The sequence below is a fragment of the Pseudomonas sp. FeN3W genome (genome assembly GCA_030263805.2).
Lineage (GTDB): Bacteria > Pseudomonadota > Gammaproteobacteria > Pseudomonadales > Pseudomonadaceae > Stutzerimonas > Stutzerimonas stutzeri_G.
In genome coordinates this window covers 885,371-909,734 of sequence record CP136011.1, presented here as the reverse complement: position 1 = coordinate 909,734, position 24,364 = coordinate 885,371, and the positions used below count along the sequence as shown (strand labels likewise).

19 protein-coding genes are annotated in these 24,364 nt (G+C 47.5%); 8 read left to right on the top strand and 11 right to left on the bottom strand.

Going from position 1 to position 24,364, the window contains the following annotated elements; all coding sequences use genetic code 11:
• Nucleotides 1-103: 103 nt before the first annotated feature.
• Entirely contained in the window at nucleotides 104-1,162 is a 1,059-nt protein-coding gene (locus P5704_028470) for a DUF475 domain-containing protein (GenBank protein ID WOF81793.1), read from the bottom strand.
• A 72-nt stretch (nucleotides 1,163-1,234) separates the two neighbouring features.
• Nucleotides 1,235-1,702, bottom strand: coding sequence for a hypothetical protein (locus tag P5704_028465; GenBank protein WOF81792.1), 468 nt, complete (start codon nucleotides 1,700-1,702; stop codon nucleotides 1,235-1,237).
• A 108-nt stretch (nucleotides 1,703-1,810) separates the two neighbouring features.
• Here P5704_028465 and P5704_028460 point away from each other — a divergent pair, with 108 nt between their 5' ends.
• Entirely contained in the window at nucleotides 1,811-2,803 is a 993-nt protein-coding gene (locus tag P5704_028460; GenBank protein ID WOF81791.1) for a hypothetical protein, read from the top strand.
• 88 nt (nucleotides 2,804-2,891) lie between these two features.
• On the opposite strand, the gene P5704_028455 is transcribed toward P5704_028460, so the two are convergent.
• Entirely contained in the window at nucleotides 2,892-3,392 is a 501-nt protein-coding gene (locus tag P5704_028455) for a hypothetical protein (GenBank protein WOF81790.1), read from the bottom strand.
• A gap of 232 nt (nucleotides 3,393-3,624) precedes the next feature.
• Here P5704_028455 and P5704_028450 point away from each other — a divergent pair, with 232 nt between their 5' ends.
• Nucleotides 3,625-5,280, top strand: a complete 1,656-nt coding sequence (locus tag P5704_028450) for a putative Ig domain-containing protein (GenBank protein ID WOF81789.1) — start codon at nucleotides 3,625-3,627, stop codon at nucleotides 5,278-5,280.
• A 97-nt stretch (nucleotides 5,281-5,377) separates the two neighbouring features.
• On the opposite strand, the gene P5704_028445 is transcribed toward P5704_028450, so the two are convergent.
• The 3 genes from P5704_028445 to P5704_028435 are packed head-to-tail and all read right to left on the bottom strand — an operon-like array spanning nucleotide 5,378 to nucleotide 7,815.
• Entirely contained in the window at nucleotides 5,378-6,010 is a 633-nt protein-coding gene (locus P5704_028445; GenBank protein ID WOF81788.1) for a hypothetical protein, read from the bottom strand.
• Between the two features lie 45 nt (nucleotides 6,011-6,055).
• Entirely contained in the window at nucleotides 6,056-6,934 is an 879-nt protein-coding gene (locus tag P5704_028440) for a hypothetical protein (GenBank protein WOF81787.1), read from the bottom strand.
• Between the two features lie 56 nt (nucleotides 6,935-6,990).
• On the bottom strand, nucleotides 6,991-7,815 hold the full coding sequence (locus P5704_028435) for a hypothetical protein (GenBank protein ID WOF81786.1): 825 nt from the start codon (nucleotides 7,813-7,815) through the stop codon (nucleotides 6,991-6,993).
• Between the two features lie 125 nt (nucleotides 7,816-7,940).
• Between P5704_028435 and P5704_028430 the strand changes: the two genes are divergently transcribed.
• The gene (locus P5704_028430; protein ID WOF81785.1) at nucleotides 7,941-9,950 is read left to right on the top strand and encodes an AAA family ATPase; all 2,010 of its coding nucleotides are present in this window, start codon (nucleotides 7,941-7,943) and stop codon (nucleotides 9,948-9,950) included.
• A gap of 39 nt (nucleotides 9,951-9,989) precedes the next feature.
• Here the strand turns inward: P5704_028430 and P5704_028425 are convergent, their stop codons facing one another.
• Nucleotides 9,990-11,582, bottom strand: coding sequence for a hypothetical protein (locus tag P5704_028425; protein WOF81784.1), 1,593 nt, complete (start codon nucleotides 11,580-11,582; stop codon nucleotides 9,990-9,992).
• Nucleotides 11,583-11,728: 146 nt separating this feature from the next.
• Between P5704_028425 and P5704_028420 the strand changes: the two genes are divergently transcribed.
• The 5 genes from P5704_028420 (at nucleotide 11,729) to P5704_028400 (ending at nucleotide 20,658) form a co-directional block, all read left to right on the top strand.
• The gene (locus P5704_028420) at nucleotides 11,729-12,607 is read left to right on the top strand and encodes a hypothetical protein (GenBank protein ID WOF81783.1); all 879 of its coding nucleotides are present in this window, start codon (nucleotides 11,729-11,731) and stop codon (nucleotides 12,605-12,607) included.
• A gap of 1 nt (nucleotide 12,608) precedes the next feature.
• Entirely contained in the window at nucleotides 12,609-18,305 is a 5,697-nt protein-coding gene (locus P5704_028415) for a hypothetical protein (protein ID WOF81782.1), read from the top strand.
• A 116-nt stretch (nucleotides 18,306-18,421) separates the two neighbouring features.
• On the top strand, nucleotides 18,422-18,916 hold the full coding sequence (locus P5704_028410; protein WOF81781.1) for a disulfide bond formation protein B: 495 nt from the start codon (nucleotides 18,422-18,424) through the stop codon (nucleotides 18,914-18,916).
• A gap of 93 nt (nucleotides 18,917-19,009) precedes the next feature.
• Nucleotides 19,010-19,360 carry a hypothetical protein gene (locus P5704_028405; GenBank protein ID WOF81780.1) on the top strand — a complete coding sequence of 117 codons (351 nt, stop codon included), beginning with the start codon at nucleotides 19,010-19,012 and terminating at the stop codon, nucleotides 19,358-19,360.
• A 17-nt stretch (nucleotides 19,361-19,377) separates the two neighbouring features.
• Nucleotides 19,378-20,658: a hypothetical protein gene (locus P5704_028400; protein WOF81779.1), complete on the top strand. Its 1,281-nt coding sequence runs from the start codon at nucleotides 19,378-19,380 to the stop codon at nucleotides 20,656-20,658.
• Here the strand turns inward: P5704_028400 and P5704_028395 are convergent, their stop codons facing one another.
• From P5704_028395 to P5704_028380, 4 genes are read right to left on the bottom strand one after another with little or no spacing between them, the layout of a single operon-like run.
• Nucleotides 20,659-22,077, bottom strand: a complete 1,419-nt coding sequence (locus P5704_028395; protein ID WOF81778.1) for a hypothetical protein — start codon at nucleotides 22,075-22,077, stop codon at nucleotides 20,659-20,661.
• On the bottom strand, nucleotides 22,074-22,799 hold the full coding sequence (locus tag P5704_028390; protein ID WOF81777.1) for a hypothetical protein: 726 nt from the start codon (nucleotides 22,797-22,799) through the stop codon (nucleotides 22,074-22,076). The genes P5704_028395 and P5704_028390 overlap by 4 nt, the downstream gene beginning before the upstream one ends.
• Nucleotides 22,800-22,831: 32 nt before the next feature.
• The gene (locus P5704_028385) at nucleotides 22,832-23,947 is read right to left on the bottom strand and encodes a hypothetical protein (GenBank protein ID WOF81776.1); all 1,116 of its coding nucleotides are present in this window, start codon (nucleotides 23,945-23,947) and stop codon (nucleotides 22,832-22,834) included.
• Nucleotides 23,948-23,959: 12 nt separating this feature from the next.
• A complete protein-coding gene (locus P5704_028380) occupies nucleotides 23,960-24,268 on the bottom strand; it encodes a hypothetical protein (GenBank protein WOF81775.1) in 309 nt (102 codons plus the stop codon).
• Nucleotides 24,269-24,364 lie beyond the last annotated feature (96 nt).

Sequence of the window (24,364 nt, the reverse complement as noted above, 5' to 3'; positions counted from 1 at the left end):
TTTGTTCAGGTTAATTGCCATGGTACGTGCTTCCTTTTCAGTTGGTTGTGTGTGACGCGGTGTCTCGGTTTAAAGGTGGCGAGGGCGTTCCCTCGCCGGTCAATCAGGATGCTGCTGCCGATTGTGTTTCAGGGGTATCGCTGTCGCCTTCATCATCACCATGCAGCTTGCGGTAGCGGATGGAGGAGATGATGGCCAAGCCGATCAGAATCGCTCCAACAAAGCCCGTCAGAAGTTCAGGGACTTGGACGAAAGCGGATCCAAGCATGATGGTGGCCAGTGCGCCGATGGCATACATTGCGCCGTGCTCCAGGTACACCAGCTCATCGAGCTTTCCGGTGCGAACCAGGTGAACAGTGATCGAGCGGACAAAGATCGCACCGATACCCAGGCCCATCATGATGATCATCGGATCCTTGCTGATTGCAAATGCGCCCACCACACCGTCCAGGGAGAAGCTTGCGTCCAGCACTTCGAGGTACATGAAGCTGAAGAAGCCGGCTTTCTTGGCAGTGTTCGCAACAGCCTCACCCGTTTCCTCGTCTTCGAACGCGTTCTTGAGCATGCTCATCAGGAAGTAGAGGAACAGACCCAGGCCACCGGCATACGCTACCTGACCAACCTGCTCGCCTTCAACGAAGCTGGATACGCCCATCAGCACCGCCAGCGCAACCACAACACTGATTGCATCGTGAGAGCCAAGCTGACTGATGCGCTCCTCGAACGATCCGAGCCAATGGTGTTCCTTTTCAGCATCCAGGAAGAAATCCAGGAAGACCATCAGGAGGAACATGCCGCCGAATGCGGAGATTGACAGATGTGCATCATGCAGATGCGCAGAGTAGGTTTCAGGATCTTTGAACACCATGTTGGCGGTATCCATGAACCCGATATCGGCTGCCAGCGAGACGATGCCAATCGGTAGGATCAGGCGCATCGCAAATACCGCGATGAAGATACCCACAGTCAAGAACATCAGCTGCCAGAAGCGAGTCATGTTCTTCAGAACTTTTGCGTTTACCACCGCGTTGTCAAACGAGACGGAAACCTCCATCACGCCCAGAATGAACACCAGGAAAGCTGCCGGGAATCCGCCGTAATAGAAGGCGGCCACCATGCACGCTCCGGTAATCAGTAGTGAACCCCAATAATGGCGGATCATTTTAATCTCCCCGAGTAGAAAGTTGCCGGAGTGGCAACGTGAGATGAAGTATAGGCTGATATTGACGTTATGTCAATAGACTTCTTCCGAAGAATCGATGACTTCCACTATTTCAGTGTTGGCCCAGCGGATGGCGCCGTTTTCCTCTTCGAAGGTAATCCGCACTTTGCTCATGACAGGCTGACCACCCCATATGCAGGACAGAACCCTCTCATCGTGGTAGCGCCACATCTCGCCCAGCGATTCGGTCTCGAAGCTGTCTTCGGTGGAAATGCACTCCATTGGCTGCTTTGATTTCAAAGGATCAAATCCTGCGACTTCCCATGCCAGAGCCTGCGCCGGTAAGGTTTTCTGAAACATCATGCCCATTGCGGAAAAAGGGTCATTCATGCCTGGTGGCTCGAACAATTCGCCTTCTCCGTTTAGAAGTGCGGAAAATTGAAGGTGGGCGCTGGCCGTTTCGAGCTGTGGGTTCGCCTGTGCATAAAAGGGCATAGAAACCATGCAGGCAATGGCAAGGCACCGTGGGAGGTGTCTCATTGGGTGTTCTCCGGGATGTTGACGAGCTGTCAATATAGCACTATGAGGATAAAGATGCATTGCTCATCCGTCTATTTTTGCTATCATTAAGAGATTCGGAGAGCTTTAATGAAAATTCTAATGACCTGGGAAATGGATAGTAACAATATCCATTTGCACCATCTTCGGCTTATCGCACACGGCCTGCGTCAGCGTTACGAAAACCTGCACATCATTTTAGCAAGTACACAGCCGATCCAGGCAGCTGATGCTTCATGGGCTAATGAGGTGTTTTTGACCAGTCGAGTACAGTTCAAACATGAACATGGCGCCACTGGATTGCTTGCAAACCTCTGTCAATTAGGGTGGGTTGCCCCCGACCTGAGGCCATGGGCCTTTACGTCATGGTCACAACTTTTCCGTGAAACCAAACCAGACCTTGTCATTGCGGAGGCGTCTCCTGGCGCCCTGCTGAGTGCCGTGCTTGAAGACATACCGGTGATCCAGAGCTCAAACGGCCTTTACATGACCGGAAAGGAAGACATGATAGAAAGTGATGTTTTTCCTGAATTTCAGCAATGGCTTTGGCATCTTACGGGCAAGAGCTATGGGCAACTGATGAACAAGCCAGGTCTTAGTTTTTGTCCGAGCACAGTGGATAGCGAAAAGCCTGGCCTCGTTTTCAATGTCAGTCCAGCCAGCTGGCCCTGGGAAGAAGAATTACCCGTTTTTGACGAGGATGTGATCATCCTAGCCTCACCTGGCGAGTTAAATGAAACCGCCAGGCAGCTTGCGGAGCTCGGTCTTACCAGTAGGCGAATCGATCAACACAGACAGCCATTTACGCCGTCGAAAAACCAGATCCTCATTGGCCGATACGACCGCTATTCCATCTCTGTTGCAGCGCAGTTTGGTTCGCTCTATCTGGGCTGCAAGCCTTTGGAGAAGGAATCTGGCTGGGCAGCCCGGTGTGATGCAAAAAAGCTCTCTTATAGAGCCGAGTCACCCGATGTCATGTCCATGATATTGAGCAGCATTCAGCTCAATAAGGTTAGGGTTCAGCCTGTTGCGGGATCGTATGTAGAGATTGGTGTTGCCCTTGGGTACATGATGCCTCGCTAGCGAGAGAATCGATCATTTCGCCAACGGCGGATTCACAAAACAAAAAGCCCGACACGAGTCGGGCTTTTGCATGGAGCGGGGTTGTCGATCAAAGCGTGGCAACTAGCTTTTTGTAGATCGATTCCTGCTGGTTGCTGATGAACATGTCTCGTACCGGTATGCGCTTGAGATCGATCACGGTGCCAGAGGTAAGTTGAAGCTTGGCATTGTCCATGTCGTCGAACACGATTTTGGTGCGAGCACAGGATTCTGAAGGCATCTCCTCTTTAAGATCATATGCCACCCTACCCTGGCTCACCTTGATGGGCTCGAAATCAGGATAGGTGCAGCTTAAGATCAGCTTTTCATTGAGTAATGCGCTAACAACCGGATCTGGTTTGTCCAGATAGTTGTAGTCCATTTCAACGATGAAGCGATCATGATGCTTGAGAAGCTTAACCTTCATCTCGCTGTTGTTCAGCGGCTGCCCATTCTTGAGGACATGTCCGCTGTAACTCGCCTCAAAAAACTCAATGTTGCTGACTTGATAGATCCCGCCCATCACCGCAATGACAAAGAGGATCAACAGTGAGGTAGAAAAATTGCGCATGGCCCTTACTCCATGGGTTTGGTGCTTTCATTATAGTAACCATTGACAACTTGTCAATAGATATTTTCAAAAAGATGAGCACCAGTACTCAAGACATTTACCTCTTAAAATGCTTCGTTTGATGCCAATTAATTGATAACAAGCGAGGTGTGCTGAAGGGTCTCACATGCTTACCCATATTTCCGTTGTGGGTATATTGACGGGATGATACGATCAGCTGAGAGGTGAAACAATGAAAACACTAATTTTATTTGTTGCAATGTTTGTAAGTAGCATCACGATGGCTACTGAGCATCCTAATATCGTTCGCCTTTGGGCTCCTGGCCTGATAGTTCAAAAGGCTGACGATAGCGCGTGTTATTTCAGCGAGGATATTTACTCTTCGAATGGAGCCATTTGGATTGAGGATCCTTCCTCGGTCTTCCTTACTGCGCTTTTTAAAGGCAAAAGCTATGACACCCTAGATCCAACAATCAAAAGAGGTCAGCCAATTTCTTCAAGCGATTTAAACAATGAACAACTGAAGCAAATGGCATTAAGTGGCTACAAAATATACTCAGTATGCGAAACAGGCTTGAAACCTTACTCTTATACTATCGAATCCGGGGATCTCCCTGATGGAGAAAGAAACAAGCCGTACAGCTTCAGCCTGGCCACCATGGTTAAGTGGAGCGGAGGCTACGAAGGCGCGGTCAAACCAAGCCTTTTTTGGTATCCATTGAATGCTTTGCCTGCGGGTCTTCAGCTTGATGATGGAGGAGTTATAAGTGGCACACCTACAGAAGTGGGGGCACGTTCGTTTGAAGTAGTTGCTGCGTCTAACTCAATAACTGCTAATCAAACGTTCACTATAACTGTAAACGGAGTGACCCTCATTGCAAAGAGCTTCCCAACAGGAAGGGGCCAGCACACATGCGTAATTACGGTAGAAAATAAAGTCGCTTGCTGGGGCGATAATTCTATGGGTGAGCTCGGAAACGGAACCACAAACTCAAGTTCAACGCCTGTTTACGTTGAAGGTTTGCCTAAGATGGCAAGTGTTTCAGTTTCACACTACCACACATGCGCTTCATCAATTGGCGGAGAGGTATATTGCTGGGGAAATCACACCAGCGGGCAGCTTGGAACGGGTAGCCCATCTGTAAGCAATCCTTTGATCCCAAACAAAGTGTACGGAATTTCCAATGCTGCTTCGGTCTTTATCGATGCAAACCATAGTTGTGCACTTCTTAACGGTGGCCAGATAAAATGCTGGGGCCAAAATTGGTATGGAGAGCTCGGGAACGGTAATAGAAACGATACAAGTATTCCAACTTATGTCGTTAATATAACGAATGCAATAAAAATGGACATTGCTGACCAGCACGCGTGTGCATTGTTGTCAGATGGAAGCGTTAGTTGCTGGGGTGGTAATTATCAAAAGCAAGCAGGCCAGAACAGTCCGGAAATCATCACAACTCCAACTAAAGTTGCCGGAATAAGCAATGCCGGGAACATAGCATTGACAACTTATACCTCTTGCGCACTAGGCAATGATGGATCCGTTAAGTGCTGGGGAAATAACTACCAAGGAACACTTGGCATAGGCATAAAGGATGACTCCTTTCAGACGAGCACGCCGGTAACCACAATTTCTTCTGGCGCCAGCAAGCTTCAAAGCCATTCGAGTGGATTCTGCGCCTATACCAGTGGGTATTATTGCTGGGGTTATAATCTTGAGCGTAACACTGCGATAGGATCAAGTTACTATCATTACTCCCCTGCCCCATTGTCTCGCTACAACGACACTAAAGAGATTTACCTGGGTGTCGGGTATGTATGTGGAATGGAGTATTCTGGCAGAGTCAGGTGTTCGGTAGGCTTGGGTGAATCGACTTACATAGACTGACATCGGTAGAGTGGCCATCAAGCCCATCGTTATAAGTCTGAGAAAAACAAAAAAGCACCTTTAATAGGTGCTTTTTCATGCAATAACTTTAATTCCTTTAGCGACTCATTTTGGGTGAAGGCCCCTCATTAGCTGCATCTCTTTCAGCAGCCTGTTCAGCAGACCAGCCCTTGAGATAAGCATCCATGGTATTCACGCGATCATGCATTTTCTCAAGATCCTGATGCATGTCTCTGAGACCTTGCTTTTCTTCGGGGGAAAGGTTTGACGATTTCCCGAACAGTATTTCCAAAAGCTTCAAAAACATCTCGGCGGTGCTTTCGACCTGGATATGATCGGGTGTAATTGTCCCCTTTCGCTTAAGGTCTGATATCTTTTCGCCCAATCGACCTATAGCCTTGTTTGTCTCGACCATCTTTTCAATCAGATCGGTTTTGAATTCAGGATTATTGTCTCGATTTTCAGCGAGCTGCTGAATATCCCAAATATGGTTCTGAAGCGTCTTGTTTTCCGGAATAACAGAGCCATTCTTCTGAATGCTGTCCGAAGACATGTCAGTCTTAAGCTGAAAGCCCTCAGGAGGCCCCTTCATCAGCTCCATGACCTTTTTCATGTCCTTGTCGAAGTCTGGGCGATCAGTATTTGCGTTGTCCTGCTTGAAAGCATCAAGCACGCGTTCAGCGGCCAGGGCAGAACGATCCCTTGCTCTCATTACTTCAATTGTGCTCATGGTGAACCCTCTTTATTCTTATAATAACTTTGAATGTATTTTTATTCAATTGTTGGTTCTAACTTGATTTTGAATGAAGCCCCAGCGGCCAACATCAAGCCAGCCGCGAGTTGGCATCGTCATCAGGGGTAATAGCACCTTATGTGCGGCTTGAGGAAAGCTGGATGACATTCTGGCGCCGTCTTTTAGTAGTTGGCTCCATAAGGTGCAATAATCGCCAAGGTTTCTAGCTGATGCGATTTCTGACTTAGTCTTTGAATCAAGACCTGCTAGCCATTCCATCGCGAACTTCGAGAAAATTGTTTGGACGTCAGCGTCCACGATAATAATGGGCATGACGCCATTGTAATATCTGACAAGTGCATCCTTCTCGTCAGCAATTGCCTGCTCCAATACTGATTCTTCAACTTCAGAGACCCAGGGTGCATCAACATTCAGTAAAATGGAAAAATCCTGTGGTAGATACCTGCACATCGAGGGGTCATGTTTGCCGTAATAGCGAGCCACTTGTGAAATCAATACAGCTCGATTGGCCAGCTCCTGCCGTGTCATGACGCCTGGACTCTGCCTGAGCGCAGTTTGCAATCCAGCCATGGCAAGCTTTGCGTATTTTCCATGAGAAACTTCCTGAGACTCTTCCTCATCCTCATGGTCAGCTGCTTGCCTGGCCTGAGCATTGGTAACGAGGGCCTTAAAGACGACTGGGTGCGCGAGGATCTGCTTTGAGGCTTTGCTGAGCTCGTCTGCCATTTGAGATTCCACAGGGCCAAAAGCCTCATCAAGCGACTGCTGCGTGGCCTCGACAACCTTGAAAACAGCTGGAGTAAAAGGGGAATCGATGACCGCCTTCTCATCATGGCTGTCTTGCGCATCTGCGATACCGGCTGCCAATAGCAATACAAGTACGGTCGAAATTCTATACATATCATGATCCTCTTCTGAGAAAGAATCATAACAGATACGAACAAATTGACAAGTCGTCAAAGCTGGTAGGATGGCTCGATACTATGATTTCTCGACGAAATGACACGTTTGAACCCCATGGCTTCTTGGCTAAGCCCAAGCCCCTTGACCAACCTCATTTTTTGGCCCGTATCGAGATTCAGGCCTGTGATGTCATCGACCGATAGCTCTTTTTTTGAAATCATGCCTGCCACAACGGCTGACGCAACTGCCGTTTTCTCCGGTGTTTTGGCAATGAGAAACTGAGCCACCCAGTAGGGCGCCTGACTCATCTCCCCTTTCATGCCAAGCGTTTCCAGGCTGCGACTACTCACCTGCCGCTGGATGGCCTCAAGCCAGCGGCCAGCGTATAGGGAATCTGGGTCAAAGCCCTTTATCAAGGCCTTGAACAGCGCGCCAGGTTCTTCAGGCAGCATGCTCGTCGCTGCGCGTGATAGAAAATGCACAACGGGCGCGATCAACGTGCTGTCATAGCTGACCATGGCGGTCAGCGTACCCATACTAATGAGTGGCTGATTACCAGCAAAGCAGCGATCTTTTCGCCCAGTTGCGTGGATCATTCCCAGAACCCCTTGGGTATGACCAGCCTCAGCCATTGCCATGAAGAGGCGTCTGTAGTCATCAGACACGTGCGTGTGCGGTCTAAATGACTGGATGAATACAGCCCTTTGCTCGTAGGCTCGTTTAAGCGTCCAGGCAGGGCCTGACAAGGCTAGGACAATGGGCTCATGAAGGCCAATAAGAGAATTGCCTGTAAACAGCTTGTTTGCACGGGTTCGATCTAATGTGGCTATGATATCTACCACTTCATCGCTTGCTGGTATGCTGGCTCTATTGCTCATGCGATGCCCTCATTTTGCTCAGTATGGCAGGTACGCATCCACCTTTGGAACCATGTAAATTGACAACAGGCATTGACGAATCGTCAATTTCTGTCATACTGATTCAAATTCTATGGAGAGTCACAATGCTGCTTAAGATGCTCGTGAGAGCTTTGGTGTTCTTTTTCTTGCTGACGCCCCTCTATTACACCTTTTTCGTCGCTCAGGTAACACCGACCGTTGTGGCCGAGGAAGGCCAGGAGCAGGTGGTTGATCAGGGTGATAAGCGATACTCCATCAAGGAGGGTGATGAGCTGTTCTCGATCACCGCTGAAAAGCTAAGCGGGGTTGAGAAGATGATCACAATCGACAACTCAACATTTGGCTCGCGCTACATCGCGCTGCGCTTCGCAGGCAGCGCTGAAGTACTGATTTACAAGGACGTCACCTACTCAGCTTTCAGTCAATATTCTTCGATCATCCTCGATGATTTTTTGAAGACAAATCCTGCTTTTGATTACAGCGTGAGAAGTAGCCTGAGCGGAATTGGTGATCGTTTCGGCATGGCAAGTGACCCTGTGGCACTGATTGCAAAGCAGCGGGCGACAGACGCAGGCGTTGGATTCATGAAGCTGTTTGGCAGCGTGCTGCTGATGATCATTCTCCTGATTTTCCTGCTGCGTATGCAAAGCGGCTCCATCACCAATACCATCGACATGTTCAAGCCTGAAAACATCGATGATGACATTGATGACCTGGTCGGCATGAATGACATCAAGCGCGAGCTGCTTCAGCTTGAAGAGATGATTTCCTCTCGTGAGCTTTATAAGGAATATGGTGTAGATAAGCCCTTCAACGTCATGATGACTGGCCCTGCGGGCACCGGCAAAACCAAGATTGCTCGTTGTCTGGCAAAGCGCCTTAACATCCCAATGTTCTACGCCTCAGCATCAAGCCTTGAGTCAGGCTATGTTGGTGGCGGCCCACGTACACTCAAAAAGCTCTACCAGCGCGCTCTGAAGCAAAAACGCGCCATCATCTTCCTGGATGAGGCCGAGTCCGTCCTCCTCACTCGTCAGCGGCAGACCAACTCGAAGTACGACAACGACACCACCACGTCGTTGCTCTCCCTGCTTGACGGTGTCAACACCAAGAAGGGAGTCGAAATCATCTGGGTCGTCGCTTCGAACTTCGATGAACACAAGATGGTGATGGATGAAGCCATGCTTCGCCGCTTCCACCTGAAAATCAATTTCCGCTTGCCTAACCATGAAGAGCGACGTGAAATCATGCGCCGCCTTCTGGCAAAGCGTACGGATGACAAGGTGTGCGACAAGGTGGATCTAAACCACATTGCCGGGATTACAAATGGCATGAGCCCAGCCATCCTTGAAACATTGATCGCTCGCGCCAGCCTTATGGCGGTTCAAGGGCTCAAGAAGATCGACCAGAGTACCCTGCTCGAAGCGTTCGAGCGGGTCGCGGTTGGGCTGACTGACCGAGCCACCACGGACAAGATGAATAACAAGCGAAACATCATTGCCGTGCATGAAGCAGGTCACTTCCTGATGCAGGTGCACCATGCAATGATCGAGCTCAAGGGCGATGCTAGCAAGCTGTATGACAACCTCAATGTCATCAAGATCTCGACCGAATCGGTCTCTAAGCTGGGCGCGCTAGGCTTCGTGCTTAGCAAGACAGAGGATGTGCCTCTTCAAACTCGGCGTGACTACGAGCAAAAGATTTGCGAGCTCTATGGTGGCATGGCGAACGAGGAGATCTATTACAAAGAGGCAGGTGTTACAGCGGGTGCCCATAACGACATCCAGAAAGTGACCGAGATGCTTAATGTGATGTTTAACGAGGTTGGCTACTACAACAGCTGTAAGCTCAACTACGGAATGCTTTCGAAAATGGGATATGACACCCACGGGGCGCGCATCGAGCAGATCGAGGAAAAAGCCGCTGAGCTTTTCGAGCAAACGAAGATCGTGTTGGCTATGTATGGCGAGCTTTCTGACACCATCGTGACCCTGCTCATGAACCAATACGTGATGACACTCGATGATGTAATCCCGTACCTGCACAGGTTCTTTGATGATCATGTGGAAATCGCGGCGTCCTACTCCCCTACCCTCAAAGAAGTCGCCGCTTAAGCTTCCATAAAAACCGCCAGCTTGCTGGCGGTCTTTCGTTTATATCTCCAAATCATTGCTTATCAATTTGCCCCTCTGGCCTGGGGGAAGTCTTCGATAAAACCCGCTAGGAACATCCAGCCCAATCAACAGTGCCTTGCGAATTGGCCAGCTCCTGAAGGCATGGGCAAAACCAAATTTCTTTTCATCATCCCAGCCGTCCTGTTCCGCCAGGCATCTCAAATAAGGCATGGCGCCTGGCATTTGCAGCAGTCTTGGCGCGGTGCTTTTCCGCTCAAATATTTGGCACAGTGCACGGCCAACCTCAGCCGAAAATTCTGGGCCAAACTCACATATCCGTTGTGTGCAGTGATTTTCATTCTCAAACGGAAAGAAGTTGTTACTGAGCATTCTCAAACGAGTAACGGGCGCAGCATAGGTTTTGGCAATCGAAAAAAGGTATTCTTTTAATGCCTCTCCTGTACAAAATTCTTTGCAGAGTGACACAGCTTTTTCGATATCATTTATTCTGGTGAAATATTCAACAGCGCTCAGGCGTGCGGTCTCTGTGATTGATAAATACGCCCTGACCCCTTCTCTGGCTTGCTCAAATGTGCGATTCACAACCCCATTGGCATCAAAACGGATTTTCTCTTCTATGTAGCGAGCGTTAAGTGCTCCGTGAATAGGAGAAAACGCTGACTCCGGTGAAGCATTCAGAGTGCCGGGCAGAACCTCTAGCCAAAAGCGCCTAACCTCCGTTTGCCCGTCATCGCAGTTGCCCGTCACTAAGAAGCGAGGCTTATCCTTGGAATCAACAAGCCACCTAGCTAAGGCTCTTTGCAGTTCTTGATTCGCCAAGCCCCCTCTTACACCATTGATCAGAACATCAGTACATTGATCGGCATCAATCGCCCCCAGTTCAAGGGTTTCGAGAGCGATTGGAACCAAAAAACTAATATACGCAACGTCCCGGAACTCCAGGCAATCCATGACAGCCGTAGCACCTCGGCTTTTGTACAAATCAATCATGAAGCTTGTGGCTTCCAGGCCAAGCTTCATTTTTTCACCAAATGCATCCTTGAGCAACGAGACCCACTGTCGATGGTAAAGCGTGTCGAACAATTTAACCGAAACCGCTTCCGTGACTTGGTCAATCTTGGCCATGTAGTCGATGTACCAACGCTCATAACCAGCATAGCGATTGTGAATAGCCTTGGCGTAGGTCGATGTCTGCCTCAGACTGAACACTGACAAGGCATGTGTTATGGGCGGCAGTAGCTTCATAAAATCAGGGTTAGCGCTAAACAGCTTACCAAGATCAGAAAGGCCAGCCTGACCTCTCCATTGCGCTTCTCTGAGCATAGTGGCTGAATGTTCCGCGACGTGGCTGTATGACTCGCCCTTTCTGACGCAGGTAAAACAGGATGATCCACCGTTCTCGACCCATGCCATAGGCGATATTTGCTTGTAGGCGTCGAGTACCTCGTCAGATTTAGCCAGGTCGAGTCCTTGCGCCGATGCAATCTCAAAAAGATCAAGAACCGTAAGCGGTTCCTCTCGTCTGTGCAACTGCTTGGTGATGGCTAGGACGCAGAGCTTGAGCTGCGCCATTGACAAGGCGTCTTTGTCCTGCTGGGCGGCTTCATTCATGTGAAACATTTGAGTCACTCATACTTGTAAAAAATTAGTATTTTTATGATCACACTGGCGATGCAACACTTACAATCTAATACGTTTTTATTGACATGCTGTCATTAAATCATGGATCATTCTGGCATATTGTCCGAGGAATTGTGATGACCACCCCTACCGAAAAGCCTGGCGCTCAGCCGATCAAGCAGATTCTTGACCACATCGATAAGCGCATCGAGAGTGAAATGGACAAGCGCCGCGAAAATACTCGCACAGAATCTCGCCACTGGCCTTATCTGACGGCAATAACGGCCATTGTTATTTTGTCACTCGCCAGCCTCATGATGATCGTAAGCATGGTCAGGCCCGCTGCGCCTTTGAGCGAAACAAGCGCCCCCAGGTTGGTCAGCAAAAGTGTGTCCTTTAGCCCGGATATGGCCAATGTCGAGGATCGGCTGGCTGCATTGACAGCCCTGTTGGTCATGAACAATGGGTCGGTGTCGAAAGAAGAGCAGCAAGCGCTCAACGTGTTTTTAGTGGGGCGCTATAAAGCTGAGCCGCAGCATCCAATCGGCTCGATTCCAAAAGCAGTACTCGAAAACAAAGCATCGGGCGACATGTTCGACAGTGGCGCGCTCTACAAGAAATTCTTGGGATACCAAGCTCTGATCAACCCTTCGGATAAGGCGTTGTCTGCCGTCATCGAGATGGACATGCCAGTGGGTGAAGCCTCTTATCAATTGGCGCAGGCGCTCGATAGTAGGCAAATTCAATCATACACGTCCATGGTCAGCACCCTGCTGCTCAACGAACTGGTCAGCGCTACGAAAACCGATAGCGATGGCCGGATGCTGACTGAATATGCCGAAGCCTGGCAGGCATTTATCAATACACTGGGGCATTCCGACGAGCCTTTATCCATCGAGAACCCAGAAGATCATTTCAGCATCATGGCCAAAGATGGCCAATACCAAGCGTTTACTAACGAACTGCGCAACCGACTGAACAAGCGCACGCTCGTCTCAACAGTGGTCGAAAAATAAAATGAAATCATTCAAATCGCTGATTTCAGTCTTCTTTCTAATGGCGCTCGCGTGCACAGCACAAGCGGGTCTTAAATTTCAGAGGCATGTGCCTGAGCTCGCCTGGCTGGCTGAGGAGGCAATCACCCCCGATGAGAAAATGGAGGCAATCATTTTTGCCCCAAAAGGGCTTTCTTGTCGTTTGCCTTCAAAAGCTGGATATTGCCGTGTCCGGCTTTACTGGATGACCACGCGTGACAAACCGGCTTCACTGTGGCGTACCAATGGCGACCTCATCTACAAAATCGCCTACGCCTATGATGGCGTCATTGATGCCTATGTGCGTTTTGGCCAGGAGCTTGTGTACGATCTCAAAGAAAGTAACACCTATGCGAGCCGAGTGCTCGATTCGGTTACCGTTACCGCTGAGTGGGACGACAGTTGGGCAACCCTTGAGCCTGAGCCAGGTGCTGGTGAAGGCGGTTATCCGGGTGAAGAGGACGAAATACCGCTCACTGAAGAAGAAGCTTCCAAGCCAGTGGAAAATGATGACGCCAGCACCCCAGGAACGGGTGGTTCTGGCGGCACTGATGGTAATGGTGACGATATTGAATTGGATGAATCCGGCTATCCAGTTATCGATAAGAACACCAAGGGCGGCATAATCGTTGCGAGCGATAAGGGTCAGTGCCAGATTTATTACGGTGAAGACTCTTGCAGCATCGTGCTGCGCTGGGCGACCAGCCAGATAACCACTGCATCGGTGTGGCAGCGTAAATCATCGGGTCTCATGGAAATCGCCAGTGGGATGCCAAGCGGCATGGCTGTTGGTAAGGCCTACGATTTCCCTGTCGTGTACGAGCTTCGTGAAGGACTCTCTTCTGGTGGCAAATTGCTGTCAGCTGTAATGACAAAGGGCTATCGGGTCAATCCGGAGGGATCTCTCAGCCTTCCCGATGGTGTCCAGTGCGCCGTGCTCAACGAAACTGATTTCTGCGATCTGCGCGTCAAATATCAGACAAACGATATCGGGCGGCTTTGGGTTCGAGAAAAATCATTCAGCAGCGCCACTAAATTCGGGCAGGCTTTGGTTAGTGTGGGTACACAGGGGGCGCGTGTCGACTTGCGGGCGGGCTCAAGCCCAACGGGTGCGATCCTTGACCGAATCGACCTAAGGGCTGTAAAGGCGCCTGATACCGGCACGCTTGCGCCTGTAGGTGGGGTCTGCATGATCCCTTACTACGAATCGACCTGTGAACAGAACATGGTGTTTTCGACCTCAGGTGAGCACGCTACGGTATGGGACGAATCTGGCAATCTTCTTGCCTCTGGTAAAGAGGGCAATTTTAAAATCAATGCAACCGAGCCTGGCCTCAGCTACACCCTTCGCAAGGGTGATGAACCGAACGGGCTGTTGCTTAAAACTTACATCCTCAAAGGTAACAAGCAAAAGTACACCGGCACATTCGAAACGGATGAAACGACCTGCACATTCAATTACCAGCGGGGCAGTTGCTCGCTCACAGTTTCCTATACCGCTACTGATAAATCATCGGTATGGCGCGCTTATGACCGCTTGCTTTCAAGTACAAGCGAGAAGATCGGAACCGCGACCGTTGAGCTTCTTAATTATGATGGCTTAGCCGAGACGAATAACCGTTTTGATCTGCGTTTTGATGGTGGCATGCAGGCCCGGTATTCAAACCCACTACTGAATACTCAATTTTTGTTAGGCGTTCGCCCTGTCCACACAGGGAAAATGACGGGTAACGCGAGCTGCAACATGCTGTACTCGCGTAACGATTGCTATATCACCCTGACTTCGATTTCAACATCTCCACTGGTCAGTATCTGGCGCGATGGAGAGCCTGACGCCAAGAAAGCTAAGCTATGGGAAGGTGCACCGGGCGCCAAAATCAACGTACTGGTTCACTCTGGCACTGAAAATTTCAGTCTGCGCGAAGGTAACAATCGGTCAAACGATGTGCTTCAGACACTGACGCTAAAAGCTCAACGCCCATCCTATCAGCAGCAGATCACAGCAGATCGCACTGAATGCACTCCGTATGAATTCAGCGCTAGTTGCACGTTCTTGATTTCGACATCGGGCAATGCAACCGCAACCCTTTACTATCGGAACGTGAACAGCTCATCCTGGACAACCTGGCAGACAACCAGTAGCTACAAGCTCTCCAATCTGGCGCTGCCAATTGCTACGCAAACCCAGGACATCACCTACGAAATAGAGGCTCGCCTTGGCACCTCAACCTCTGGCGAGGTGATGGACAGGATTCAGGTCACCGCAAAAGCCAGGACGGAGCAGCGGCCCGTAGCCTATCTTGGCGATGCGCCAACTGATCATATGTGCGTAACCTATCCAGGTAGCACCTATTGCCCAGCAAGCTTTGACGTTCGGCTAGATACAGAAGCTAATAACGTGCGGCTCTGCATTTTTCGACAAAGCAACAATACTTATGTATACAGCGCCAATACCAGTACCAAATCCAAGTCGATTAACCTGACCTTCCTTCAGGGCGGCAATTATCAACTCATCGGCTACGAGGGCAATACAGCGTGCGGTACGACTGCGGGAGAGCGCTTCCGTATTGATCTACCCGATATAAAGGTGACAGCTCCGCAAGACGTTGCTGCCGAGTTCGTTAGCGAAGACTATAGCTGCAACGTTCGTTACCAGGGATTTGGCTATTGCCACACAAGCTCATATGGCAAACTGAACAATTACGAGGCGGGGCATTCAAGCTACCCGCAGGTCTATGCACAACGTCCAAACGGTGCGAATCGGACATCGATCACAACGCTCAATTCAGCCGAAGATTTTAGTCTCGGATCACTTTACATCGCCGAAGGAGAAGTCGATGTCTTATACGAGCTCAGAGTGGCGAGCAACGGCCAGGTAAGCGCTAATGATCCGGTTATTGACACTGTTATCGTCAACCATGGCTGGAGCAAAAACGTAGCCTACGTGTATCCTGCTCGCACGCCCACGGGATCATATGCGTCGACCTCATACGTCGCAAGCCATCAAGTTCCTTATTACTATGCGCGCTCTTATGCAAATAGCACCTATGAGGCACCGTCTGCTTGCTTGCTGAATATCAATCAGACGACATGCCCGTGGCACTTCTGGTTGCGCGTTTCAACCGGCTCTTCTTATGCTTCACTGTATATCCGTGATCAATACATAACATCGACAACGGGTACAGTACATGGCAATACGGTAATGACTGAAGGAACTCATCGTATTGAAGTAAGAGAAGGGGCTGAGCCTGGCGCCAGGCAAAACAACCTGCTCGATGGCTACGACTTCGTCGTAACCCGTCCGGAGTACTGGGGCACCATCAGCATTCAAGATCCTTTGCCGACCGTTTCCTATTATGGTTACAACGTCCCCACATCCTTCACAATCAAAAGCAACACCAGTGCCTATCTGTTTAGAGAGGACACCAAGGCGCTTATCTGTACAATCAGCCCCTGGTATACCGCTCTGGAACAAGCAGCTACCTGCTCACAGAATCTGACTGCCGGAACTTACACCCTTACATTGAAATCCAGATCTGACTATGCAGATTCCGATGCGGTGGTTTTTGATCAAAAGACGTTCACAACCGAGCATAGAGTAAACGAGGGATCATTCAGCCAGGATAGCTATGCACCTCAGTTCTTCTCCACTTGCCAGGTTGCTTACCATGCGAACGATTGTGGAATCTGGTTCGATTATCGCGTGACGGGCGGCACCAGCAGCCTGAAGGCAGGCTCGATGTGCATCATGACCCATGCAGGATCCGTCATAAAAGGAATTGAGTTAACCGGTGGTGGAACTACGTATGGTCATGTCCAGCAGCGCGTACCTCGCGGTGCAACCAAGCTGATTATGGTCGACGGTTTGAATTGTCCGGAAAACATCGAAGAGACTGAAATTCCGATCTTCCAGGTTGCGGAGATCAGCACAACTGACACGTATCCAACCGGCACGATCAGGGCAACAGGGGTAACGATTGCCGAGGATTCGGCCAACGATCAGTTCATTTGCACCCGTCGATTCTTTGGTGAAACCTGTGAATACACCATGCATTCACGAAGCTACCCAACGAAGGCTACCTACAGCGACTACTACACCTTTTCGTCGATGTACAAGAACCAGGCGTTTTACACCTATTCCAGCTCGACGCCACAAAGTGTATCTATTGCCCAAACGCTTCCTCATGGAGCGGACGTGGCGACTTACGAAACGGTAGTGTGCAAAACAGGCAGTTCAAGCTCGGCGGCTAACTGCCCGCGCACAGATGAAACAGTCATGGACAAGACGACCGTGCGCATTCACCTGCCAGACTATACGGGTGAAATAACCACCCCTAATGGAGATTTCTGTGAAGGACAGTACCGTCAAACGACATGCAATATGCAAATCAAGGCGACTTCTGATTCTGCCAAAATAACGCTGTACCGTGATGGTGTGCAAATCAAGCAGGTTACCGAAGGTCTTATTGATGAGCCATTTGTGCTGCCGCTAAAGCCAAACGGCTTAAAAACCAAACTGACGCTGTATGATGGTGATGTCAACTTGGGGCGAGTGCTGCATGAAGTGGAAGTATATGCTAAAGAATTCGATCCTGCCGAGTTTGAATTTACGAACCAAAAGTCGGGAAGCACCGATGACCTGGCATATATTGCCTGCTCAAACTCCAATATAATCGAAGGACAAACCAGCAAAACATGTCAGCTTGATATCGCCTACAAGTCTGACGCCTCTAAGAAAGATGTTACGGCTGCTAGCCAGATGGCATTTTCGGGCAGCAATCAATCGGTGGTGGTTCAGGGTAACGGCATTTCTCCCGCCACCATCACGGAAACCAACACAAGCCCTGTTTCAAACTACGCCTGGTACTCAGATAATCACTATACATTTAGCCAGGGAAGCGTCGTGTCAAAGCGGCAAGGCACCCAGTTCGTACAAGATAGGCTGAACGTAAAGACGGGCAATACGGCTGTTGGGTCTAATTATCTGGGTGGTTACTCAGGGATTACGTTAAACACCAGTGGCTATTTCAGGAAAAATTATCAGACTTCTTCTACTACTCGATATTTAAATTATACGTCTTCATGCCCTGCAACAAATGGCTCAAAAAAGCTATACTCAACATACAACTCTAGTTATTGCAGAGATTGCTATGGCGTAAATGAAGCATACGAATGGCATATTGATCATTACCATTACAGAACGGTTTATTATGATTATAGGAATACTTGCTACTATTACAGCACTGAAGAAGGAACGCGTAATTTCTTCACTGTAAAGGGAGGAGTGCAGATAGATGACATAACGCTATCAGCCCCCGATTCATGCTTCACCGATAGCATGGACAATAACTATTCCTGCGGTCGCGTCACATACAACACTTACTACAAAAGCATCGCGAATGGCCTGAACACCTTCTCGATCAATACGAGTAGCACCTATGGAACTAGAAAGCTTTTCTACCGTGTCAGGAGCCTTACCGAGGATAATAAATCGAGGCTGGTCGATCCAACAATCTCCTTTGGAACGACGACCCGACCGCTTGAGCTTGATGGCAGCTGGCACTACATCAGTTTTAACGGGGCAGCAGCGCCCAATACCATGGTGTCGGCCAGCCTGTATTCAGAGGGGCTTTCAAAAACGATCTACATCGACATTTTTGCCGAAACCGAGCCAAACTGAGAACCTAGCCCCCACTGTAGTGGGGGGGGGTTAAATTTCACGTAAACAATTTTTCACGATCAATCACAATCCATTCAAGAGCTGGTATTATCAGTTTAATTTTTTGGAGAAACTATATGTCAAAGTATACCAATCAGCTTTTTCGTAACAACCTATTGATGGCTTTACTCGGAACGGTCTTCTTGTCGTTTGCACTTATTAGCCAGCATGTTTTCGGTTACGAACCCTGTACGCTATGCATCGAAATCAGATTTTGGCTTGCAGCAGCAGTGGCCGTGTCCATAACGAGCTCTTTGATATCCCTCGAAAAGCGGAAAATCGGTGCGATAGGGAATATGCTTTCAGCTGGATTGTTCGGTGCGGCAGCGGTATGGGCTGCAAAGCTAGTTATGCTTGAACGCGGGATGATACAGGGGGCTGGATGCTCACCGTTTACGTTCTATCACCAAACCCTACCACTACACGAGTGGGCGCCTTCCGTATTTGAAGTAAGAGGATTCTGCGGCGAGCCTGCAATGATTTTAGATGTAATAGCATATAGTGAACTCAGTCTCCTTGGGCTGGCCGTACTAGCGCTTTACGCGATCCGCTCTGCAATAGTTAATAGATGACTTGAGCGTTGCTTGCCTATTCCATTTTTAATCAATCGTTAATATTGATGCCTGCGCTCTGCACATGCTCTAATAATAAAAAGAGGATTTGACATGCTAACCGAAAGAAACAAAATTGAAGCAAAAATCCGCAGCTCTGATAAAGAAATGGCAGATGAAATAGATGCTGTATATGAAATATGCGACGCAGAGTTTCCATCTGAGAAGCGCCTTTACGAAGCAGGTGTTCGTGCAATCGCTAAAAACCAATATTCCGCTAAGGTGATTTCGGCATTAACTGATCTATTTACTCCTGAGGTTAAGCGTGTCGCTACAAGAGATGGTCTTATGGCGGGCGTACCAGATGACAACTTCAGAGCGATTGCGCAACAACTGGCAAAAGATTGGGATTCTACCTATGGTCAAGATTACCGGAGCGAAACTTCTTCTACCCCATCGCCATAACTCTGGTGAAAATGATCATGCTGGAATCTATAGTTAAATATAAGGAAGAATATGAAATAAACCGTGACTTAGCGGTGGACGGATTTATTCACAGCGACATTGAGCTACTTAAAGAATCCTTTGGGGCAATCAATGATATTTTTTCTGATATGGTAAAAGAGGGTCTTTTACATCATGCAAATATTTTTCAAGATGACATGAAAAAGTCCTTTTCAATTCTGAAGAATCAGTTTCAAGACAAAAGAAAGAAAGGACTTATAAGTCTTGAGGCGCTTGGAATTATTACTCACCAACTAGGCGTAGATTTATTTAACGAATGGTTTAGCGGGGATGGAATCAGCGGCACAAAGGTGGTTTTAACGAAAGAGGAACAATGCATTGGATTAAAGCAAAGACTCTTTGAGGATTATAGTCACCCGCCTATGCCTGTTAGATCTAATTTTGGAAAATATTACTACAGCGGAAATTATGAGGCAATTTGTCTATTAATAAATCATTTCTCAAAGTTTGAGAACAGCGGGGAACTGTTTGAGCGATATGAATTATTACAGAGCTTCTCCCACTTGGTCGGCACTGAGAGAGAAATAAATAACAGCGAGTGTAATAACCGAATAGGTGTCGCACTGTTAGAAAACAAAGTCAAAATTGAAGCAGCCTTAAACGAATCACATAACAATAATACGTTCACCTCCATTCCACTGTGGTTCATGGAAATGCTTTCAAGGATTGGATTCTCGAACTCAATTGTAAAACTCATGAAAGAGAACCTAGACTTCTCCAGCTTTAGGAAAATTGAACGAGTAAATAAAAAACCTGGAGAGGTTATAATAGAAAGTTTATACTCCAGGCTTTGTGCAATTGGGCTAGAGAATGAAGTACGAGCAGAAGTATTCACTGACATGGTGGAGTCGTCCGCGCAATGGAATTTTAATGACCGTGGAGTGCTTCAGCGGTTGGCCTATGCCATTGAGTACGTATTAGATTCCGGGAATATAGATCAGGATTTAGCTAAAAAACTAGTTGGTCTATATTTCCAAAGTACAGTAGGTCGTATTGAGAGTCTTCATGCTCTATACGTCATGCAGGCCATTGTGAACGTCGCGGCCAGACACGCACCCGACCAACCAGGTAATATAGAGAAAATCGCTTTGGCTGTCCTTGATGGCCTTGAAAAGCCTATATCTTTGCATTTCGCTTTATGTAAAGAGAAGCTTGAAGAATGCCCAGTTTCAAGGGACTGGATGAAAAAAAGCAGCTTGATGAGAAAACTGGAGATATCAAGTGATTTTGGATTGTGACTAAAGGCACAACTCACTATCAATTAATGCGCGCTTCACCTTGTTTGAGGTCATTTCGCACCGCTCAAGCTTAAGCGCTTTAATTAGAAAACCCATTCTGTCCATAGAGCCGGGTTTGATTGACAGATCCTCGCTTTGCAGCAACTCATTTGATTCATTAAATGCTTGTGTTAGAGGTTTTCTTAAGCCCAGAGATTCTATGATCTTAAATGCTTCAAGATATTGAGACTCTTCTTCACACTGCTGATCCCACGTAGTTCCAGATAGCTTTGCTGCAAACATTTCGGTGAAAATTTCCTTAGCGACTTCATATAGCTCTGTATGCGTTAATACATTCCGAAGTCTAAACTCTATCCATTCCGGTACTGAATAATTTTCATCTCTAAACAAACTATAATTTTGTATGACGTAGTTGTTGAGAATAATGGATTTATCCTTAAAGGATAGGTCACATTTAGACATGCACATCGCCTGCCTCCATCCTGTATTAACCCATTCCCCAGAGTTTATTTTTTTAAGCTCAACATTACCAATATATCTCGCAACCCAATCCCCATCGTCATTTAGCCGTGATTTTTTATTCGGCCTATACTCTGCATTAGTATAGTTATTAAGTAGCCATTGATCTTTATCATGAATATTATTCAGCGCATTAGATAACAACTTATGTCGTTTTGTTTCGTTATCCGAGATCAACTCAATCGTATCAAACAAATGGCCTAGGAAGTTTCTATGCTTATCGGACTCATCGAAAACCATAGCCTCCACGAAGTACTTAAGAATCTTTGTTGGCGCTGGAGGCCGACTGGCTGTTAATGATCGTGTAAATGTCTTTAGAAAATCGTTTGATACATGATAATGCCGAGTTTCGCCTTGAACGTAATCCTGAACAGCCTGGTGCTTTAAAATTGCGTAAGAACTTTCAGCCATCTTTGGCAAAGGATGCAACGAGGAATCAATAATTCCACAGATAAATTGTTTTTCTGTAGATTTGGTTAAGGACGCTGACGATACTTTATCAAGAAGAGCTGCAAGTTCTTTTATGTTCAGGCTTTTAAACATGCTGTCATAATTAACGATGCCGCCGCCAAAAGAAATCTCAATCCTGGCATCTATAAAGTTAAACTGATCTCCCTTCAAAGAAGTCTCAAGCATTAATATTAAATCTGATAAGTCAGCTTTCCATAATTTAAGTACATGCTGAACATCATGAAGACTTATTTCTGATAAAGCTTTATTTACAATAATTCCAGTGGCTTGCCTGATTGATTCTGGCAATATGTAACCAAACTCATAACCTTGAGAGTAGAGCTTGGAGATCTGTTCGTTTACAAAAGGGAGTAGGTAATCGTTCTCGCTCCAGCGGCTGGATTTTGTTGAACCATTTCTAAAAACATCAGCATCGAAAGTATGATTCATATTTCAAGATTCTCCATTAAATACCGCTTTTTGATTGTTTGATCCGCTTTTGTTAGAACATATTTAGAGAATCTCATATGCCGGATTAATAAATCAATCTGCTGCTCATCTGATGTATCTTTCAGGAGCTTCAGTTTCTCATGATTCGTCATTACCCTGGAAGCCACGACAAGCAGATGGTAATCACCGTTCCTGTATGCCCTGCTGACTATATTCGTCCAGTCATGTAAAGCGTTAAAACCGAAAATCCCTCTCCAGTTCTTTGAGTTTATTGTCTTGTACAGTGCATTTCGGTAAAACTCGTTGGAATCTCTATCATAACGATTGGCTATGACTCTGATCAGTTCGTTGCTAGGCTTTGCTCCCTTGCTTAGCATTAGATCAAGCAAATTCACATTATTTGTTTTTATTGGATAAGCGAGTGCGGCATCGAACTCTCTTTTATAGAAACCTGGAAGCGCATGCGCTAGCTCATTTACAGCGTTCTGCTTATCGGCCAGCCTTTGTATTTCATCAACAAGCCGATAAAGATTGCTTCTAAGACTCTTGTTTGTCCATACATGGCCAAGTTCATTCCATAAATTCGATGTGCAAAGTCCCAAAACAAACTGTGTGGATTGCGAATCATCCCAAGACAATGAACGCCAATGCCTCATCATTGAGGCCTGATCCTTTTTATCTTTGCTCAAGTAATCGCTTATCTGCACGGTAACATCCATCATTGGCATATCCTTAAGTCAAATGAAGACATCAGTCAGAGCTCTATCGCATTAGCAAGCGCTCTTCGCCGGAGATCCCTGTCTTCAAGTAAATCAGCTGGCAGATTCATCTTCTTCAGTATCCAGGCTTTGTCCTCTTCCGCAAATCCTTTTAAAAACTTGGTAAGATTGGCCGCTGGATTATCATTCTCAGGATCGATCAGTCTGTCAACAATTGACTGTGTAACATGTCGAGCTTTAAATAGACGCCCTAGTTTATTCAGGGGGGCAAAATCATAAGCGATGTAACAACTGAGAACGCCAGATATAGTATCATCGCCCTTATATTTTATTATCCTTTCACAAACCTCTGGATTTGCATAAACACCTGCTCTGCCAAAAACATGCATGATCCAACTTGTATCTGAGTTGAGGTATATGATGCGGCTCATTATGCTCGACTCGCGGGTATCGGTTGGCATTACCGATTTTTTAAAATAGCGAAGCACCTGTTTAGACTGATCTGCATTCATCAGCGGCATCCGCATGCTCAGTTTGAAAGGGTTCTCGCCAAACGCTTGCTTAAACTGCTTTGCAAAAGAGTCCATGTCTTCTCTATAGTTCAGATACGACCTGGTTTTGTGAACAAAAATGGCCTGATAAGCAGCCCCAAGGCCAATGGCAGTGCGCGCAAGGTTGTCCGGAAGGAAAGCCTTTTCCTTCCACTCTCCTGCCATCAACCCAGGTGATTGAAGCACTGATTCAGGAAAGCAGGCAAGCAGCGCATTTAAAAACTCGTAAGGCTTGTCGGCAAAAATTGATGCATCGAACGTGTAGGGTCGTTCATTTCGATTGACGGCGTCCAGATATCGCTCAGGTCGATCATCCCATCGCAATAGAATCTGATTGATGTAAGCCTCAACGGCATTCTTGATTCGAATCCCTGTTTCGGTCTCGCTACCAGGTTGGGTAATAATTTTTCGTATCTCTGGAAGACCCTTCCCCTTATCAAAACAGGCTTTAAGAAGCTCTTCTAGATTGTATAAACCGTTACTTCGGCCACTCATGATATCTAGAGCGTCGCGCTCGCGATTGCTTTGCCGAGCCCACCTCTGCGCGTATTCAAGCTTAATAGCTTTTTGGTATAACTCGTCTTTTGTTATGTCCCACATGAATAAACCTTCTTACCGAATCGGCTCGTTGGTTTTACTGACCTCAAGCTGTACGTAATCATTTCCTGTTGGCTTGAGAACGACAACATGCCGAACTCCCATCTCTTCAAGAATTGGTTTATCGATCCCCGAGAAGTAAAGACCATCCTTGTCGTTATCACCAAACAGGACAAAGCCATCCTGTGTAAAAGCAAGACCAACGGGTGCGGCGAATGGAATATCGCCAAGCGTGTCAGGCCAGAGGATTGCGGCAAAAAGGTTGCCATCCTCTTCGCCAAGCGCCACTTCGAATTTCTGAATATTGCCGTTTGGGTTTTTCATTGTGGTATCCTTTTTAACTATTATGACACAGCGTTTTTGATCAGACAATCAAGTCTACGCGCAAGAATGGCTTTCTTTAGATGATGCTTATATGCC